The sequence below is a fragment of the Bacillus sp. OV166 genome (genome assembly GCF_900177675.1).
Lineage (GTDB): Bacteria > Bacillota > Bacilli > Bacillales > Cytobacillaceae > Neobacillus.
The window spans coordinates 6058245-6077766 of record NZ_FXWM01000001.1 but is presented as its reverse complement, the minus strand read 5'-3'; the positions used below and the strand labels follow the sequence as shown (position 1 = coordinate 6077766).

Here is a 19522-nt window from a genome sequence, read left to right as displayed (position 1 = left end):
GAATGAATAACAATTTGTTTTCAGATGAGCATGTTTGCACACACCTAGGGGACGAGTATGACCGTTTTCATGGTGCTGTTGTTCCCCCAATCTATCAGAATTCACTCTTTGTGTTTAAGAACTTCGATGATCTCACAGAAGCGATGAAAGATGAGCAAAGCAATTATCTATATTGGCGCGGTATGAATCCAACTGTTGAAATAGTTGAGAAAAAAATTGCCGCCCTTGAAAAAGGAGAAAAGTGTAAATTATTTTCCTCAGGGATGGCGGCGATATCATCGGCTATTTTAACGTTTTTACAAGCTGGGGATCATGTTTTAAGTATTAGCAATATTTACGGGCCTACTACTAAATTCTTCACCTATATTGAAAAATTCGGTGTCGCCCATACCAATACTCTTTCCACGGATTTGGATGTCATTGAGTCATTGATTCAACCTAACACCAAGGTGATTTACCTAGAAAGCCCAACCACAATGACCTTTAAGCTTGTTAATTTGAAAGCGGTTTCAACTCTTGCTAAGCAACACGGTATTAAAACAATAATTGATAACACATGGGCCACTCCATTGTTCCAAAATCCGCTAACCTTTGGAATTGATATCGTCGTCCATTCTGTTTCCAAGTATTTAGGAGGGCATAGTGATCTTGTGGGCGGTGCTTTGATAACAAGTAATGAAATCATGGACCATCTATTCTACCACGAATATCAATTACTAGGCGGAGTAATGCCACCTTATGAAGCCTGGTTATTAATGCGCGGACTGCGTACCCTGCCTATTCGTATGAGGGCACATCATGAGAGCGGATTGAAAATAGCTTCATTTTTAGAAGATCATTCTTCTGTAAAAAAGGTCCACTACCCAGGCCTAAAAAGTTCTCCTGACTATGAACTTGGAAAACAACAATTAAAGGGGTATTCCGGTTTGATGAGCTTCGAACTTGCTAATAATTCTTTCGATTCCGTGCGAAAAGTCATTAACAGTTTGAAACAATTTCAAATTGGCGTTTCCTGGGGCGGCTTTGAAAGTTTAGTGATTTCTCCAAACTATGGGAATAACACAGAGCATTTAATCAATAGCGGTATAGATCCAGGTCTGATTCGAATATCCGTAGGGCTAGAAAATAGTGATGAACTGATGGAAGACCTAAGCACAGCATTGCAACAGAAACTAACGGTATAAAAGAAGCTAAATTCTTTTATATATAAACAACCATTTCAGAGGGGGATAAAAATTGATAATTCATCTCAAAAAAGGATTTCTGTTTTTGGTGTCATTAATGGTGTTATTAAGCCTCATTGCAGGCTGCTCCAGCACAAAAGATGTAAGTTCTGAAGAAAAAGATGGAAAAGTCACGTTAAGGATGGTAGAGAGTATCACAAGTCCTGCAAGAACAAAACTATTAAAAGAAATGTTAGCTAAATTTGAAGATGAAAATCCAAACATTAAAGTTGAGTTAATTTCCCCGCCATTAAAGAGTGCAGACGAAAAAATAACACAAATGCTAGTGGCGAAAGAGGATATTGATGTATTAGAGGTTCGCGAACAAACGGTTAAAAATTTCTCCAATAACAAATTCATCGAAGACCTTTCTCCGTATACAAGCAAGTGGGAGAACTGGGATACGTTAACGGAAACCATCAAGCACGGAGCTACAGCTGTTGACAATAAACCTTATTATATTCCGTATGGTGTGTATGAAAAAACGTTGTTCTATAGGAAAGATTGGTTTGAAGCGGCTGGCTTAGAAGTTCCGAAAACTTGGGATGATTTAGTTAAGGCAGCTATTAAACTAACTGATCCTTCTAAAAACCGCTATGGTTATAGCTTTAGAGGCGGTGCGGGTGCGTCTGACTATATCGAATTTATGACATGGTCCTATCTTGGCAAGCAAATTGCTCCGAAGGATTCTTATTTCACGCAAGACGGAAAAGTTATGTTTGATACACCTGAAGCCAAGCAAGTGCTAGATACCTATGTGAAATTGTATAAGCAAGCATCGCCACCTGATTCCATTAGCTGGAGCTATCCTGAAATGGTTCAAGGCTTCACTTCCGGAATGACTGCCATGTTGATTCAGGACCCAGAGGTTATTGTTACAGCGGATGAAAACATGAAAAAAGGGACATGGGCTACGGCTCCAATTCCAAAAGGAACGCCATCTGGTGTAGCTCAACAGCCTGCAGGAACGGCTGGCTGGGGAATCGGTGCTTTTTCTAAGCATAAAGACGAAGCCTGGAAGCTCGTTTCCTTCCTTTCAAGCCCTGAGCAAAACTTAAACTTTGCGAAAAAGAATTCTTTAATTCCGATTCATTTAAGCGCAGGGGATGACCCATACTTCAAGGATGGCTATTTCAGCTCTTATATTGAAATGAATGCAAAGCCAGAAGAGTTCTTAATTGCTGATCGTCCTGTTGAGTATAAAGGATATGCCGAATACAGAGCATTGGCTGAAAAAGACATACAAGCACTGCTTTTAGGGAAGTTAACTAAAGAAGATGCTTTATCCAAATGGACGAATTTTTGGAAAAAAGAAAAAGAAAATAAAAAATAAAGTTGTTTGGGGGCAGTCATGTTCTTCTGCCCTCATTTCTTTTTTACGGAAAGGAGATTATAAAAGTTGAAAACACAAACTGAAATCGTAACTGAACGGGGATTGCCGTCATTTCGTATATCTAAACATGGACTTTTTATTTTCCTTTGCTTACTCCCAGCTTTATTGCTCGTCACCATCTTTATCTATTACCCATTATTCAAAGGGATTGTCATGGCCTTTCAAAGCTATTCGTTATTTGACTTAACGAACATCGAGTTTATCGGTCTTGATAACTTTAAAACCATCATGGCTGAAGCTGGTTTTAGAGAGTCACTGATTAATAGTTTCTATTGGGTCTTTTTCTCATTAATCCCTCAATTTACTATTGGTATTATTGTCGCGTTATTATTAAGGAGAAAATTCCGTGGCAGAGGAGTTTACCAAGCTTTTATTTTTTTTCCATGGGCGATGTCCGGTTTCTTAATCGGCTTGATTTGGCGTTGGATGTTGAATGGCCAAAGCGGAGTGATTAATGACCTTTTAATGAGGTTGGGTTTGATTGATACTGCAATCCCTTTTTTAGCGGATCCGACCTGGGCCATGGTTTCTGTCATTGTTGCTAACGTTTGGTATGGTATTACCTTCTTCGCCATTATGATTTTAGCAGCCTTGCAATCTATCCCAGACGAATTGTATGAAGCTGCCAAGATCGACGGGGCAAACTATTTCCAGCAGCTTTTTAAGATTACCATTCCGTATATCTTACCGACACTTATTGTCACTACCTTATTACGCGTGATTTGGATATTAAACTTTCCTGATTTGATTTATTCACTAACAAATGGTGGGCCTGCGGGTTCGACCCATATTCTCTCGACCTATATGCTGGAGAAACTTATAATGGGACAAAACTACGGACAAGCAGCAGCAGTGGGTGTCATTATGATTTTCCTTCTACTTTTCTTTTCTATTTTTTATTTGTTGGCAACGAAATTTAATAAAGCGGGTGATTTTTAATGGCGAGACACATCAACTGGCGACTGCTGTTTAAGGTTATCTTTTTATCCTTATTCCTTGTCTTTACCGTGTTTCCGCTTTACTGGATTTTCATTACTTCATTAAAACCAGAGAAGGAAATGTTTACTTTTCCGATTCACTATTGGCCAGAAACGATTACGTTTGATAATTATATTAATATTTTTAAAATCTCTAGCTTTAATATCTATATCATGAATAGTTTAATCCTATCGATCGTGGCAGGGATTTTCTCGCTTATTATTGCAACTCTGAGCGGCTATGTACTGGCGCGGTTTGAGTTTAAAGGGAAATCGCAAGTGATCTTTGCTTTTTTCATTACACAAATGATCCCATTATTCATTGGGTTGGCGCCTTTATATTTATTGATGTCCAAGCTTCAGTTGCTAAACCGCCTACCCTCTCTTATGCTAATGTATACGGTGATGATGGTCCCTTTTTGTACCGTTATTATGAAAGGTTTCTTCGAACGGATTCCTTCTAGTCTTGAAGAAGCGGCTATGATTGATGGTTGTTCGAGGATTAACGCTTTATTTAAAGTCATCATTCCTGTGATGCTGCCTGGTATTGCGGCTACCTTTATTTTCGCCTTTGTCCAGTGCTGGAATGAGTTGTTTCTAGCAATTATGTTTATCGACAAAGAAGAAGCGAAAACGATACCTGTCGCCATGAATTCCTTTATCACAAAATATGATATTGATTGGGGTGCCATGTCTGCAGCTACTGTTTTATCTGTTATTCCTACGCTTATTTTGTTCGCATTTGCGCAGAAATACATCGTGGAAGGTATGACACAAGGCTCTGTTAAGGGCTAAAAGAAGGGACTCAATGAAGTCCCTTCTTTTAATTCTTCAAATAAATGGGTTGAGAGCAATATGTCTAAGAAAGTCTAAGACGCTCAATTAATCATCAAATCCTCGCAGTACTCCCGGATTAGTTTCGAGGCTTTCGTCTGGCTGATATCGAGGTCTTTTGCGACTTTCCTGGACGATTTGTGAGTTTGGTAAGCTCTTCTAATTAAGAACCGCTTTGTTTCGTCAATCGCTTTATCGAGTGAAGTGGGGAGAGCGAGCTGGGTGACTTGTTCAACGTTGTCGGTGATCATATCAGGCAAGTCGGCCACCTGGATGATTGAGTCGCTAATGACGACTAGCCGTTCAATCAAATTTTCGAGCTGGCGTACATTTCCCGGCCATGAATAATGGATTAATATATTCAAGCATTCTTCCGAGATGACTTTGTTGTCATGGTACTTTTTATTGAATTGGTGTAAAAAGTTGTACGTGAGCGGAATGATATCTTCTTTGCGCTCACGCAGCGGCGGCAGGTGAATGTCGATCACATTCAGCCGGTAAAATAAATCTTCCCGGAATCTTTTGTCATGGACCATTTCAATTAAGTCCCGGTTTGTTGCGGCGACGATGCGGATATCGACTTTTTTCAATTCGCTGCTGCCGATTGGAATGAACTGTTTATCTTGGATTACTTGTAAAAGCTTTGCCTGCAGAGCGAGCGGCATTTCTCCAATTTCATCAAGAAAAACTGTGCCGCCATTCCCAGCTTCGATTAACCCCGGTTTTCCGGTTTTGTTTGCTCCGGTAAATGCCCCTTTTGAATAGCCGAATAGTTCAGATTCAAGCAGCTCTTCAGGAATGGCCGCGCAGTTAATCGTCAGGAACGGGCCGCTTTTCCGCTTGCTAATCCGGTGGATGTAATGGGCGAGAACGCCTTTTCCTGTTCCTGATTCTCCCTGGATTAAAATCGTGGAATCCGTTGGCGCCACTTTTTCGCAAAAAGCCAGGATTCGATTGATTTTGCTGCTATTAGTAATGAACTGGCCCGCTTCATCTTCCGTTTGAGTGGTTATTGACTCACCACTTATTCCATTTACTTTTCCCATTTTATATGTCTGCAATTCGGTCGATGTGATGACGACGAGTTCGATTTCCCCCTCGTCATTTAAGATGGGAACCGCCGACGTTATCAGTTCAGCGCCGATATACGTCTGTTGCCTCAAGTAGCAAGGCTTTTTACTTTTATACACTTCCGGCACAATGGACGGTTTCCAGTAGCCTTTTTCAAATAATTCGACATTGTATTTGCCGATGACATCACTCGGCTTCAGCCCATAATGGCGCTCACAGACCTGGTTCACATAAAGAATCCGCTTTTCACCGTCGAGGACGAAAATTTCATCGGAGGAATGATCGAGAATTTTTAAAAGAGATTGAAGCGTCAACTCAATATTGCCTGTTGCATCAGGACTTTTCATAGAATGATCCTCTCTTTTCAAAAGGGAATGAGTTAATTTTGACAAAAATGTGACTATATCGAGTCAATTATAACTCAAAATGACAGCGTTTTTAATAAAAATCGAAATTATTTGTGTGTTTGCACTGTTTTGAAAAGTTGGCACACAAATTGCATATATAAGATTGACAGGCTGCAAAGCTAGTATGTCATTAATTGTTGTACTATTTTAAATATTTAATAGAGTCTTTGCCAGCAAGTACTTAAAAATAATATATTTATGAGGGAGAATGAATTATGGCTTATAACACAGTAGGAAATGCAACCAATCGGACATTTGAAAGAACATTGACTTATGACAAATACACAGATCCGAAAGTACTTGAAAAAGAAATGGATCTTGTTTTCTCTAAATCTTGGCAGCTTGTGGGGCATGTTAGTCAGTTAGAAAAAGTAGGTGCTTTCTTTACGACGGAAGTAGCTAACGAACCGATTATCGTGACTCGTGGCCAGGATGAAGTCATCCGCGCCTTTTATAACGTCTGTCCGCACCGTGCGACAAAGCTTGAAAAAAGTGAGTCAGGTAAGAAGAAAATTTTACAATGCGCCTACCATGGCTGGACATTTAAATTAGATGGGCAATTAAACAAAGCACCTAACTTTAAAGGTGAAGATGCAGCTTGTGTACAAGACGCTTGTTTACGTTCAGTCCGCATGGAAATCATGGAATCTTTAATCTTTGTCAACTTGGACGATAACGCGAAGCCGCTTAGCGAATCTTACGGCGATTTCTTCGACCGCTTGAGCAAATATCCGTTTTTAAGTGAGTTAAAAAGAACTAACCAAACATCACGGGTGATTAAAGCGAACTGGAAAGCGTTTATTGACAATTATTTAGAGTGTGACCACTGTCATGTCGCTCATCCAAGCTTCGTTGCAGCCCTTGACATGGATGATTATCAAATTATTACCTGTGAAAATTATTCACTACAAGGCTCCATTGTTAAACCGGATAAAAATTATGGAACAGTCGATTTAAATCAGGCGGAAATGCAAGGCGGATCTTTCTTCTGGCTGTGGCCAAACCTAATGTTGACCATTTATCCGGGACCTGGCAATATGGCGACGATTCAATTGGTGCCGATTGATCATGAAACAACTTTGATTCTTTATACTTATTATTTCCGTGATGAGAATTTGACTCAAGAAGAAAAAGACTTAGTTGCTTTTGCTGAACAAGTTCGCCTGGAAGATGTGGAACTTGTCGAGTTAGAACAAATCGGTTTCCGCTCTCGTGCATTTAACAAAGGAAGATATTCGTCTTCAGAAAAAGCAATTGTACAATTTCATGAAATGGTATTGGAGGCCCTCAATGAGTAATTTAGCGAATGAAGTAAAAGCGAAGAAGCAGTTTCTGATGATCAATGGCGAAAAAGTAGAAACAGCAACATATGCTCCTTTATACTCCCCGTATTCTGGGGAAGAAATCGCTCAAATTGCGATGGCAGATAAACACCTGACGGTACAGGCGATTGCGGCGGCCTACGAGGCACGCGCAAGTATGGCGAAAATGCCGGCGTATCAGCGGGCGGAGATTTTGGAAAAGGTTGTGGCGCTTTTAAAAGAGAAAGCGGCTGAAGCGGCTGAAGTGATTTCTCGTGAATCAGCTAAACCAATTATGTTCGCGAAAGCGGAAGTGGCTAGAACGATTGAAACGTATAAGTTTGCGGCTGAAGAAGCAAAAAGAATTCACGGAGAAACTATTCCTTTTGACGCAGCCGTTGGCGGCGTCGGACGAATTGGTTACACGGTTAGAGAGCCGATTGGGGTGATTGGAGCGATCACACCGTTTAACTTCCCGATGAACCTTGTTGCTCATAAAGTCGGGCCGGCGATTGCGGCTGGCAATACGATTGTCTTGAAGCCAGCATCGCAAACACCGCTGTCTGCCCTCTTTATCGCGGAAATATTTGAAGAAGCGGGTCTCCCAGCGGGAGTATTAAATGTAGTAACTGGTCCCGGTGGCACAGTCGGGGACGCCATTGTCGAAGACGACCGTGTAAGCATGGTCACATTCACAGGTAGTCCGGGCGTCGGCATCGGCATCCGAAGCAAGGCAGGTTTGAAAAAGACGACACTTGAACTCGGTTCAAACGCGGCATTAATTATCGACAAAGATATTGACGTCGATTCCATTATTGACCGCTGCATCATGGGGGCTTTCTCTAACCAAGGGCAAGTATGTATTTCTCTGCAGCGTGTATATGCACATGAAGATGTGTATGAAGAATTTGTTGTGAAGTTCACTGAAGCAGCGAAGAAACTGAAAATCGGCGACCCGCTTGATTCGGACACATATATTTCCGCTTTAATCTCTAAAGGGGAAGCTGAACGTGTCCTAGGCTGGATCGAAGAAACGAAAGGCAGCGATGCAACAATAGCTACGGGCGGCAAACTTCAAGATGGCGTTCTTCAGCCAACAATTATTACAGATGCGGACCATTCGTTAAAAGTTTCTTGTCAGGAAGCATTTGCACCGGTTGTCGTTGTAAACAAAGTGAGTTCAGTTGAAGAAGCGATTGAGCAAGTGAATGATTCCCGCTTCGGATTGCAGGCCGGAATTTACACAAACAATGTAAAAAATGCTTTATACGCTTCACAGGAATTGCATGTGGGCGGCGTAATTATTAATGACGTGCCGACCTACCGTGTCGACCAAATGCCATACGGCGGTGTGAAAGAAAGTGGGACAGGCCGTGAAGGAATAAAATACGCTGTGGAAGAAATGACTGAAATGAAATTGGTCGTTTGGAACCAAGGCTAAAAACGAGGGAGATCATTGTGAAGCAATTTAAAATAGCAGTTATCGCCGGTGACGGCATTGGCCCTGAAGTCATTAATGAAGGGGTCAAAGTATTAAATAAAGTGGCTGAACTTGATGCGGGTTTCCAATTTAATTTCACTTACTTTCCATGGGGATGCGAATTTTACGCGAAAAATGGAAAAATGATGGATGATGATGGAATTGAACAGCTGAAAGAGTTTGACGCGATTTATTTGGGAGCAGTTGGGTTTCCCGGTGTCCCGGACCATATTTCCCTATGGGATTTGTTGTTGAAAATCCGAAAAAGTTTTGATCAGTATGTTAATATTCGGCCTGTGACGCTGTTAAAGGGGGCTCACTTGCCGCTTGTGGATGTGAAACGCGAAGACATCGATATGCTGTTCATTCGTGAAAACAGTGAAGGCGAATATTCAGGCGCAGGTGACTGGCTGTTTAAAGGGCAGGAACACGAAGTCGTTTTGCAAAACGGTGTATTTTCCCGTAAAGGCACAGAGCGAATCATTCGTTACGCGTTTGAAACGGCGAAAAAAGAAGGAAGATCGCTGACGAGCATTTCTAAAGGAAACGCCCTTAATTACTCAATGGTTTTCTGGGACCAGGTATTTGAAGAAGTGAGCGCAGACTATCCTGAAGTCAAAACTGCAACTTATCTCGTCGACGCGGCGGCGATGTTGATGATTAAAGATCCAAAACGCTTTGAAGTCGTTGTGACATCGAACTTGTTCGGCGATATTTTAACGGATTTGGGTGCGGCGATCGCTGGTGGAATAGGGCTCGCTGCTGGAGCGAATATTAACCCGGAAAGAGACTTTCCGTCAATGTTTGAGCCGATTCACGGATCAGCTCCTGATATTGCAGGACAGCAGATTGCCAATCCGCTTGCCGCTATTTGGTCCGCAAGCCAAATGCTCGACTTTTTCGGCTATGAAGCATACGGAAAACTAGTGTTGGATGCGATCGAACAACTTTTGGTGGAAGATGAAGTTTTGACACCTGATATGAATGGAACTTCTACTACATCAGACGTAGGTAACCGTGTAGTAGACCTGATGAAATCTTTAGTTTTTTCTCAAAATGTGAAAAGCTGATAGACTGATAGATTCATCTGCTGTATTAGGTACTACATAAAAGGTCTCAATTCGGCCTTTTATGTAATACTCATTTCATTTTTGTTTTCAAAAATTTAAAGCGTTTTCAAACATGATGCTAAACTCACTTGTTTTTATATTACCAATACTCTACTCTAATAGAATTCGGTGAATTCGAAATAAGCAGAGAGTATAAAGTCTGAAAATTCATACTAAATTTCGTGAGGGGGAATATCTGAGTGAAAGTTTTAATTTGGATCCTAGCAATAATTCCTATTATTGGTGCGTTCACAGTTGTAAACCGTATCGAGCCGTATATATTTGGGTTACCCTTCATTGTTTTTTGGGCGACTGCCTGGCTCGTTTTAACTTCATTATTTTTGTACATTATTAATATTCTGATAGATAGACAGGAGGGAATTAAATGAATAGTGCTATCTTCATTCTCATAGCTACTCTTCTTCTTGCTTTCTATTTAGGTGTCCGTGCCCGCAAAGGACAACAGCTCGAAGAATGGGCCGTAGGCGGCCGTAATTTTGGTTCTATCACCATGTTTGTGTTAATGGCTGGTGAAATTTTTACAACGTATGTGTTTCTGGGAGGAAGCGGCGGATCCTACCGAATGGGAGGACCTATCATTTATATCTTCAACGCCTTCTGTTATATTGTGCCGTTCTGGATTTTGCCTCCTATTTGGCGTTATGCCAAAAAGCATCGAGTGATTACTCAATCTGACTTTTTTGCAAAGAAGTATGATAGTAAACCACTCGGGTTATTAGTAGCCATTGTCGGGGTCGTTTCGATGATTCCTTATATCGTTTTACAGTTAAAAGGACTTAAAATCATTGTATCAGAGACTTCATATGGTGCGATTTCACCGAATTTAGCGGTGTGCATTGGGGTGGTTGCTGTCACCATATTTGTGACATTGTCTGGTATTCACGGTTCAGCCTCAACAGCCATTTTAAAAGACATTCTCCTTCTCGTTGTGATTCTATTTTTAGGTATTTATTTGCCGTATCACTACCACGGCGGAATAAAGCCGATGTTTGAAACATTGGATGCGGCAAAGCCGGAGTTTTTATTAATTCCTAAAGAAGGATACAGCATATCCTGGTATATTTCGACATGTTTAACGATCGGATTAGGGCAATATATGTGGCCTCAATGCTTTGGTGCAAGCTTATCATCAAAAAATGAAAGGACACTGCGCCAGAATGCTGCTATTTTGCCGCTTTACCAAATCATTTTAGTATTCATTTTATTCATTGGCTTCACAGCCCTTTTACAAATTCCAAATTTACAAGGAACAGATACAGATTTAGCTCTCTTTAAAATCGCAAAAGCAACGTTCGATCCGTGGGTGGTCGGAGTCATAGGAGCCGCCGGTATCTTAACCGCACTTGTTCCGTGTTCGATGTTATTACTAACAGCCTCGACGATTTTATCGAAAAATATATATAAGGCGATCAAACCGAATACCACCGATGAGCAAATTGGACGATACACGCGTAGGTTTGTCCCGATTGTGGCACTAATCGCTTTATTTTTCACTTTTTTCGGTGGAAACAGTATTATTGCCTTGCTGATCATGGCTTACAGCTTTGTGCTGCAATTATTCCCTCCACTGCTTTGCAGCTTATGGAAGAAAAACCCTGTAAACAAAACAGGCGCATCTGCAGGAATTATAGCCGGTGTCATCATGGTCGCTTATGTAACCATAACCAGTTCAACTATGGGGACGTTCTTTCCGGAAGCCCCTTCGTTTATAAAAGATCTTGATATCGGTATAGCGGCCCTTGTCGTTAACATTGTTTTCATGTTCGCGGTCAGTGCATTTACTAGAACATCAGTGAAAATAGAGACAGGGATTGAGACAAAAGCTGTATAACTGTTATCGAATAACAGCCTTTATCCTAACGGGTTCACTTTATAGGTGCAAACAAGATGCAAAAGGTTGAACAAGAAGCGTTAAAAGTTTAGTTTAAAAAACCTAATCACTTATCTCCAACTAACCTACAAAGGATGTTCCTTTGTAGGTTTTTTATAAATGCAGGAATTTACAATACCAAAGCAAAATTCAAAGAAAGGACACCAGGCAACCTCTAATGCGGTAGCAGGACCATGTAATCTATGCGACCGTAGCATATAGCGGCTAGGATTCCGAACGAGTAAGGGTTAAAATAATGAGCAAAAAAATAAGAGGGGCTTCGTCCTTTTTTGGATTGTGCCCGCTCTTTTAGCTATAAGATGTTAGTGTAATTTTCCAATAAAGAAGCCTCTTACTTTTAAGATGAAACTCAGCATTGATTGGGCTACCCACTGGGGGCTAAAACGCCCCCATTATGCGCCTGTTCTAAGTTTTGATTTTACAGATTTTGATGGATTAAACAGATACTCTTTTACAGAATTTGTTTGATATTTCGCTTTTGCTGCGAAAAAAGGATTCAAAATAATAATAGATAATAAGTTGGCTGATAATCCCCAAAACCCTTCATAAATACCAAATGAGCTGTTTGTTCCGTATACTGTAAATGTTGTTGCTAATCCCACGAGTAATCCAATAATTGTTGCCTGTTTCGTTTGATTTTTCCAGAATAAGCTGACAACAATCGCTGGGAAAATTTGCACCATTCCTGAAACACCTAAGAGCTGTAAAGATACTAGTGCTGTAGGGAATAACAGTCCAAATAATAATGCAAGACCAATGACAACAAACACCATGGAGCGAGTGACGAGAGTTAATTTAGCGCCTTTTACGTTGGGATTGATTAAATCGCGATAAATGTTGTTTGCAAATAAGTTGGAAGCACCGATGGCCATAATCGAGCATGGGATTAATGATGCTAAGGCAATTGTTGAATAAGCTAAACCTTGTCCAATACCGCCGTATGAAACTTGGATTAGATTTAAAAAGGCAAAACGCGGATCGCTTCCAGCCGGCAACACATGGTAAGCCACAAAACCAAGGAAAATAACTAGGATTAAGACCACATTATATAACGGCAAGAACATGGCATTTTTTCGAACGGCATCCGCACTTTTCGCTGTGAATACTCCTGTTGCTCCATGAGCCCACATAAATAATGCCAAGGCAGAGACAAGTGATGCGGTCATGAACCATGGAATGCCTTTAGGGCCAGATGTAGGAATCGTCAGTAATTGCGGTGATTCCTTCACAAGTGTATCAATCATTGGGCTCCAGCCGCCAAAATGGATAATCGGAAGAGAAATCACAAGGAATAACATAATCGCCCATACGAGAACATCTTTAATGATGGCTGTATAGGTAGGGCCTTTGATTCCGCTAAAGAATGTAAAAAGTGCAACAAGTAGGAATGACGTAATGACGACTACCTTCACATTAATATAACCTGTTCCAGCGACTTGAAGCGTATCTTGAATCCCGGCTAACTGCAAATCAATATACGGGATGAGCATTAATACGCCTACTATAGCAATAATAGAAGAAAGAAGTTTACTGCCAAAACGCTCCCGCGCATAATCGGCCAGTGTGGTTAGCTTAAATTGATTCGCTACTTTCCAGAGTTTAGGAAGGTAAAAGTAAGAAACAAAATAGGCTAAAATACAGTAAGGGATAGCAAAGAATGCAAGACTTCCAGCCGCGTAGGATGTACTTGTTAGTCCTAAAAATGTATATGCTGTATATAAATCAGCGCCTACTAAAAACCAAACCAGCAATCCGCCAAAGCGTCTGCCGCCAACAGACCATTCCTCTACTGAGCTTCGTGAAGATTTATTTCTCCCAGCTATAAATCCAATCAAAACAACGGTCAAGACAATGAATACTGTGATTAACAAAGCTGTTAAATTTCCCTGCATTAGTCAAGACTCCCTTCTGATTTTTGAAGTTGATAAATGCCCAATGTGCATAAAGGTGTTAATACGATCCATAAAAAGAACCAAAATTGAAGGAAGGGTAACCCTAAAATAATCGGGTCAATTCGATTGACGAAAGGTAGTACCGCTAACTGAGAAATAAAAGGGAGTATAATTAATGTAAATTTCATGAATTTTCTGCCCATTTTAAGAACCTCCTGATGATCATAGTAGATTTTTACTATAAATGAATAGTAGTTTTATCCCTATAATAGTATTGTTAAATAATTTTACATGTACGTTATACTAACAATTTTTCCAAGAGATTACAAGTGAATTTTTTAATAATTTGTAAAATTCTAATTAACAAACTATTATTCTTTACTGGGTTTATTTTGGATTAATTATTATTTAATAAAATCATTAGTAAAATATGTGATGCGTTTTATGTTCCGCGGACTTCCTACAAAGAAGGGATAGCCCAGACCCTTGAGTTCATGTCCTCTCGCAGAACGTAAGGAAATGTTTTGATATTCGCTTGAAAAAAGCACCAGGCGGCGGCCCGGTGCTTCTTAGTGTTGATAAAATCAAGGAGACAGTCTCCTGGTTTTCGGTTACTATTTTTTAATCTTCAAGCTGGAAGGTTTGGCTGAAATGGACTTTTCCGTTTTCATCGCGGATTTCCACTCCTGCTTGATTTTTTGCCGGATCTACATGGAACACACCGAAGTTGAAGAAGTTTCCTTCCGCATACAAGCGTTCAGGGCCGAAGGTAGGATCCAATGTACCAGGATTGATTTTTACGGCTCCAATCGGACCGCTGATTAATTCGTGATAATCTGTTTTGCCGTCATGATTTGCATCATATTTGATGACTTCGGCAAAATGGACATCAGTTGTGACGAAATAAACGTTTTTGATTCCTTTTTCGATAATAAAATCAGAGATTTTTTTGAACTCGTTCTCATATCCTGTTAGATCATTAGGGTTTACTTGATTTCCATTTGCCCATCCATCCCTGGCAGTTGCTTTTCCAGTCGGAACGGAGATTGGCACGGAAGTCGCGACAAATTTAACCTTGGCATCTGATTCGAGAAGCTGCTGTTCCAGCCATTTTACTTGTTCTTCGCCGAGCATTGTTTTATCAGGTCCATCTGCCATGGTGTTTGGAGAGCGGTAGCCACGGTTGTTAAGAATGATCATATCCATTGATTTACCCCAAGAATACTTGTGATAAAGCTTGTTCGCTGAACTGCGTTCACTTGAAATGGGCCAATAATCCTTAAACGCACCCAACCCCGCTTGCGTCAACGGCTGGGAAGGACCTGAAAAGTCATTGGTCACTTCATGATCATCCCAGATCGCAAACGTTCCTGTTTTCTGTAAAAGGCTGCGTAATCCAGCATCCGTACGGTTCTCCTTATATTTCGCCCAGAAATCCTGAATGGTTTCAGAAGGAGGGTTAGGAACAGCCGGTGTCTTATTATCAGCATAGATGGTATCTCCGCTGAACAGGAAGAAGTCTGGATTGATGGCAGACATCGCTTTGAAAGATTTATATGGCGGAATCTCTCCCTGGCCGCCCGTATCTCCACCCCAAACGATTGACATTGGCTTTAAGCTGTTTTCTTCTGGTGCCGTTTTGAATGAACCATTTACGGTATACTGGCTTGAAACCGCATGGGCCCGGTAATAATATTTGGTATCAGCCTTTAATCCGTTAACCTCTACATTTACTGTATAATCATGCGCTACATCTGCACGGCTCGTTTTGACGATTGTATCGTGTTTGAAACTGCTGTCAGTTGAAATTTCAAACTGAACTCTTGCCTCTACATTGGTGCGCGCCCATAAAATCGCTGATGAATCCGTTACATCTCCGCTTGCCACTCCATGTGAAATATACGGCTTTTCCAGTAAATCAACAAGCTGGTCCGTATTGTTTGTGAACTCCCCGTCCACACCAAGGGAAAGCAAGGAAACCATATCGTCCTCTGAATTGACTGTCCATGGATGCACTAGAAGCTGATTCTGATGAGCGGCTTCCATTAGTTTCGGTACAACAAGCTCCTTACTAGGACCTACGCCGGCGGCATAGTCAGAGATCCGTTTCATTTCCTGGTATACATCCTTCCCCGTCAGCATACTTCCTGAATACAGTTGAATCAGCTTTACATTAGGGGCAAGCGTTTTTAATTTACGAAGGCTTTCCTCGCTAAATGATTCGAGAAAAAGCTTTTCGTCATCAAGTACATTGGTTTCTTTCAAGATTTCAATTACTTTCTCTTCCATTCCTGGATAAACGTTTGGCGCTTTTGTTTCCATGTAAAGGCCAACTTTTCCATTACCATGTTTTTTTACAAATTTAATGGCTTCCTCGAGTGTCGGCACATGCTGTCCGATGTATTCAGTTTTCGCCATGTTTGGATAAGTTTTATTAAACCACGAACCTGCATCCAGTCGGCTGATCTCTTCAAGAGTAAAATCCTTTACCCGCCAAGGTGCCCGGTCTGGATAAAGTTCCTTTGCATTGGTTGTTCTCGCCAGCGTTTCATCATGCATGGCAATCAACTGGCCATCTTTCGTCATTTGTAAATCGAATTCCACATAATCGGCTTTCATCGTCATTGCCTGCTTATAGGCTGCCAATGTATGTTCCGGACCGTACGCAGATGCCCCGCGATGGGCAATGACTGCAACATCAGAGGTAATTGGACGTAATGTAGATTGTCCATTATCAGTAGCTGCATTTTGAATAGGGTGGGCTAAAACGGCCAAAGGAGCACCTGAAGTAACCGAAAGAGACAGCGTAGCTAATCCAGCAATCAAACTCTTTTTCATTTTCATTTCCAATCATCTCCTATAAGTTTATGTATATCGTATTTAAAAATATAGGAGAATTGTAAAGTCGCTATTGATAGAATGTTAATGTTTGGTAAAACGGACAAAAATAGTACCTTTTTCTTATAATAGACTATTAAAAATAGATCTACTTTGCATGAAAAATTACCTATAATAGCTTAAGATCAGGCAGAAAGCTGAATGGGGATAATATCCATTCAGCTTTCGTTTTACTCTATAATTCTAGTTATGTTTGGTAACAAATGGAATCTAATCGTGCCCGTGAGCACAGAAAAGGGGAGTCAGCGGTAACAAAAAAAGCTAATTGTGCCCGTGAACACAGAAAAAGGGAGTCAGCGGTAACGATTAATAGTTAATACTATATCCCATCTCGAAAAATATAGTTTTTTTACAAAATATGATCTATTTGCAAGGTAAGTTAAATAGACTACCAAATTCTGTTTTTGTTTCCTACCCCCATAAGATATTTTGGTTCGTTCGTATTCTATTAGTATGAACACACAAAAAAACACGAGGGGTTTAACATGATTAAAATAACCAAGGGAGCCCTTGCGATGGTATTAGCAGGATCTGTTACGTTTTCTGTCGCCAACGCTTTGTTAGGTCAACCTATTAAACAATTAACAAAAGAAATAGCTTTACCTATATCGGCGGACCGAAAAAAAGCGGATGTAATCAACCCAGCAGAAAAAAAGGACAAACCTCAAACACCAGCAGCTAATGTGAAGGACCGTCCTGTTTTCAAGGTATCTTTAAAAAATAGGAATACCAATGATACGGCAGTAGCAGCCGTTCAACAAAATAGGGAAAAATCCAGCGATCGAACGACAACCAGCGTTGCTAATCCAAGAGGGACCACAACTACAAAGCCTGTTGCAAAAACGATACCTGTAAAAAGCACAAAAGCACCAACAACAACGAGTAAATCCACGACAACGAGAACTGCTGCAATAAGGACAACCACAAAGCCTGCTGCACCAACGATACCTGCGACAAGCGCCAAAGCACCAACGACAGCGACAACACCCACGACGTCGAAAACTAGTACAACTACGACGAAAACTAATAAGACAACTAGTGCAACCACAACAAAAACCAACCGAGGACAACAAGTTTCTCAAGCAGCTAAAGAAAAGGCAGCGAGTCAAAGCAATAAAAAAGAAAACAACGGAAAGAAAATGTAATTCTTTCAAAAAGGATCATCCAATGCTGGTAACTGATTCCATTGCCTATCGCAAAACGTGAATTCGTAGCTGCAAATGTATATTAAAATGTATATGAATTTGCACCGCATTTTGCGGTGCTTTTTGATTATAAAAATAAATAGCTCAGTCCAATTTTTGAACTGAGCTGCTTCAATATTTTAATTCAAAGCTACTTAAACTAACGCACCCGTTACTTGAATAAGAAAACAGGCTCGACAAAGCAATCCTATCCTCAACTTACACACCCGTTACTTAACAAGCCTTTGTTCTAACTCATCCTTTTGGCGCAAGTGATGACGAAAATGCATACCAACCAAATCATACCATTCCCTTGCATTCAGCCAGCCGGACCCTCCATGCTCGACTTTATAATTTGGGTTTATATTATCCACTTTCGATTCCCATTGGCTCAACCTTAGAATTACTTGATCGATTCTGCTGATAAGATCGTCCTTGCTATATGAATTATTAGGTGGAGCATTTAGTTCATCCGGTAATTTAATTTTAATTGGTGGAAACCCTCCGATCTTATATAAATGCTCACCAAACTCCGTTTTCCCAAGGGGTTGTTCATCATTTAAGGTAGCACATGTTTCCATATTATCTAGATACTCATGGCCAACAAGGATTAAATGGTCATACATTTGCCCAATAGACCAAACCGCTTCTTCAGATATATATCTTAGCTGTGCCAAAGAGTAATTTTGAAGCTCGTTTTTGTAAGTATTAATCAGTTTAAGTTCGCTCAATTTAATTCCTCCTTTGTATTAATTAACTCAAATCTAAAACTTTTACATTTTTTGTATATATAACTAATTATTCAATATTCGATTACAAATATCTTCTTCAACAAACCTGCTCCGTTAGTTCAACAAGATTAAAGCAGTATTGTCAAACGTATCTGTAATAAAATGACAAATTTATGAATCTGGCGAAAAACTCTTTTCAATTTCAGTTTTAATTGATATTATTCCTATTAGAGCAGTAGGAATAGTGGGTGTTTTCAAAAATGTCTTTGTATGAAAAATTACCAAGTGATTTTTTGATTCAATTTTATTATGAAGTGAAGAAAATGATTTCAAAAGGATTAGTTTCTAAAAATATGTACTATGAATTAGGACTAATAATTGCAGCTGCGTCAAGAAGAGGGATACTATTGGATAAGCCAAAAGATTATGAACAACACATTGTCCACGAATTATTAATGGAATTAAGTAACTAGAATTCCGCCGTGATTGAATAAATAGTTAATCGTAAGAGGTCTTCCATTAAACAAACAAAAAAGCCATTGATAAAAATCAGTGGCTCTCTTCAACTAAAGCACCCGTTACTTCAAGAAGGTAAGTCATATTTCAAGTGATTTCTTTTATAATAATTTCTAATGTATCACCGTCAAGTTCTAACGCTAGTTGATTATCCCAATTTAGAAATTCATCACATGTAATTAATAACTTATTCTTAGACCAACCATGAAATTTAATTGTGTCCATTTTAATTGGACTTTTCACTGGTATCGTATCTTTTATTGATGATTCTATTTTTTCAATGCTATAATAATCCGCTATTATGAAATCCCCTGATGGTGTTACTGTTAAACATTGATATTGAGGCTGGGATTCATATTCCGTTAATTCTCCGCTATCACTATCAACTTGAAATAAGTAATCGGAAGTAAGGACAAGAACTGTTTTATACTTCTTTGATACTGCAATATCCGTGGTGAACCTCTAAACTCACCACACCATTCATTAAAATCCTCGTCTTCAAATTTTACCAAAGTCCAATTTGGAGAATTCCATGAACTTGTTATGTCATAAATTCTCTCCTTGTACTGTCCCGAAAAAGGTTGATTTATTATT

Annotated in this window: 16 protein-coding genes; 11 read left to right on the top strand and 5 right to left on the bottom strand. The window is 40.0% G+C overall.

Annotated elements, in window-relative coordinates:
- Positions 1–2: 2 nt before the first annotated feature.
- The 4 genes from CCK98_RS29770 to CCK98_RS29755 all read left to right on the top strand — a co-directional run bounded on the left by CCK98_RS29770 (position 3) and on the right by CCK98_RS29755 (position 4388).
- Positions 3–1184 (top strand): PLP-dependent aspartate aminotransferase family protein, encoded by a 1182-nt coding sequence (locus CCK98_RS29770; RefSeq protein WP_088089902.1) that lies wholly within the window; start codon positions 3–5, stop codon positions 1182–1184.
- Positions 1185–1236: 52 nt separating this feature from the next.
- Positions 1237–2556: a sugar ABC transporter substrate-binding protein gene (locus tag CCK98_RS29765; protein ID WP_256942494.1), complete on the top strand. Its 1320-nt coding sequence runs from the start codon at positions 1237–1239 to the stop codon at positions 2554–2556.
- A gap of 66 nt (positions 2557–2622) precedes the next feature.
- Entirely contained in the window at positions 2623–3555 is a 933-nt protein-coding gene (locus tag CCK98_RS29760) for a carbohydrate ABC transporter permease (RefSeq protein ID WP_256942493.1), read from the top strand.
- Positions 3555–4388, top strand: a complete 834-nt coding sequence (locus tag CCK98_RS29755) for a carbohydrate ABC transporter permease (RefSeq protein ID WP_088089901.1) — start codon at positions 3555–3557, stop codon at positions 4386–4388. The genes CCK98_RS29760 and CCK98_RS29755 overlap by 1 nt, the downstream gene beginning before the upstream one ends.
- A gap of 83 nt (positions 4389–4471) precedes the next feature.
- Here the strand turns inward: CCK98_RS29755 and CCK98_RS29750 are convergent, their stop codons facing one another.
- A complete protein-coding gene (locus tag CCK98_RS29750) occupies positions 4472–5845 on the bottom strand; it encodes a sigma-54-dependent Fis family transcriptional regulator (protein ID WP_088089900.1) in 1374 nt (457 codons plus the stop codon).
- Positions 5846–6120: 275 nt separating this feature from the next.
- On the opposite strand from CCK98_RS29750, the gene CCK98_RS29745 reads away from it, so the two are divergent.
- The 5 genes from CCK98_RS29745 to CCK98_RS29725 all read left to right on the top strand — a co-directional run bounded on the left by CCK98_RS29745 (position 6121) and on the right by CCK98_RS29725 (position 11647).
- Positions 6121–7203: an aromatic ring-hydroxylating dioxygenase subunit alpha gene (locus CCK98_RS29745; RefSeq protein ID WP_088089899.1), complete on the top strand. Its 1083-nt coding sequence runs from the start codon at positions 6121–6123 to the stop codon at positions 7201–7203.
- Positions 7196–8647 (top strand): aldehyde dehydrogenase family protein, encoded by a 1452-nt coding sequence (locus tag CCK98_RS29740; RefSeq protein ID WP_088089898.1) that lies wholly within the window; start codon positions 7196–7198, stop codon positions 8645–8647. The genes CCK98_RS29745 and CCK98_RS29740 overlap by 8 nt, the downstream gene beginning before the upstream one ends.
- 17 nt (positions 8648–8664) lie before the next feature.
- Complete coding sequence (locus CCK98_RS29735) at positions 8665–9756, top strand: tartrate dehydrogenase (RefSeq protein WP_088089897.1); 1092 nt, start codon at positions 8665–8667, stop codon at positions 9754–9756.
- A gap of 239 nt (positions 9757–9995) precedes the next feature.
- A complete protein-coding gene (locus CCK98_RS29730; RefSeq protein ID WP_088089896.1) occupies positions 9996–10184 on the top strand; it encodes a DUF3311 domain-containing protein in 189 nt (62 codons plus the stop codon).
- On the top strand, positions 10181–11647 hold the full coding sequence (locus CCK98_RS29725; protein ID WP_088089895.1) for a sodium:solute symporter: 1467 nt from the start codon (positions 10181–10183) through the stop codon (positions 11645–11647). The genes CCK98_RS29730 and CCK98_RS29725 overlap by 4 nt, the downstream gene beginning before the upstream one ends.
- 452 nt (positions 11648–12099) lie before the next feature.
- Here the strand turns inward: CCK98_RS29725 and CCK98_RS29720 are convergent, their stop codons facing one another.
- The 3 genes from CCK98_RS29720 to CCK98_RS29710 all read right to left on the bottom strand — a co-directional run bounded on the left by CCK98_RS29720 (position 12100) and on the right by CCK98_RS29710 (position 16443).
- Complete coding sequence (locus CCK98_RS29720; protein ID WP_088089894.1) at positions 12100–13599, bottom strand: sodium:solute symporter; 1500 nt, start codon at positions 13597–13599, stop codon at positions 12100–12102.
- The gene (locus CCK98_RS29715; protein WP_088089893.1) at positions 13599–13802 is read right to left on the bottom strand and encodes a DUF3311 domain-containing protein; all 204 of its coding nucleotides are present in this window, start codon (positions 13800–13802) and stop codon (positions 13599–13601) included. Before CCK98_RS29715 ends, CCK98_RS29720 begins: the two co-directional genes overlap by 1 nt.
- Before the next feature lie 418 nt (positions 13803–14220).
- Entirely contained in the window at positions 14221–16443 is a 2223-nt protein-coding gene (locus CCK98_RS29710) for a glycerophosphodiester phosphodiesterase family protein (protein ID WP_256942492.1), read from the bottom strand.
- A 539-nt stretch (positions 16444–16982) separates the two neighbouring features.
- On the opposite strand from CCK98_RS29710, the gene CCK98_RS29705 reads away from it, so the two are divergent.
- Positions 16983–17642 carry a hypothetical protein gene (locus CCK98_RS29705; protein ID WP_088089892.1) on the top strand — a complete coding sequence of 220 codons (660 nt, stop codon included), beginning with the start codon at positions 16983–16985 and terminating at the stop codon, positions 17640–17642.
- A 269-nt stretch (positions 17643–17911) separates the two neighbouring features.
- Here the strand turns inward: CCK98_RS29705 and CCK98_RS29700 are convergent, their stop codons facing one another.
- Positions 17912–18412, bottom strand: a complete 501-nt coding sequence (locus CCK98_RS29700; protein ID WP_088089891.1) for a DinB family protein — start codon at positions 18410–18412, stop codon at positions 17912–17914.
- 260 nt (positions 18413–18672) lie between these two features.
- Here CCK98_RS29700 and CCK98_RS29695 point away from each other — a divergent pair, with 260 nt between their 5' ends.
- A complete protein-coding gene (locus CCK98_RS29695) occupies positions 18673–18885 on the top strand; it encodes a hypothetical protein (RefSeq protein WP_088089890.1) in 213 nt (70 codons plus the stop codon).
- Positions 18886–19522 lie beyond the last annotated feature (637 nt).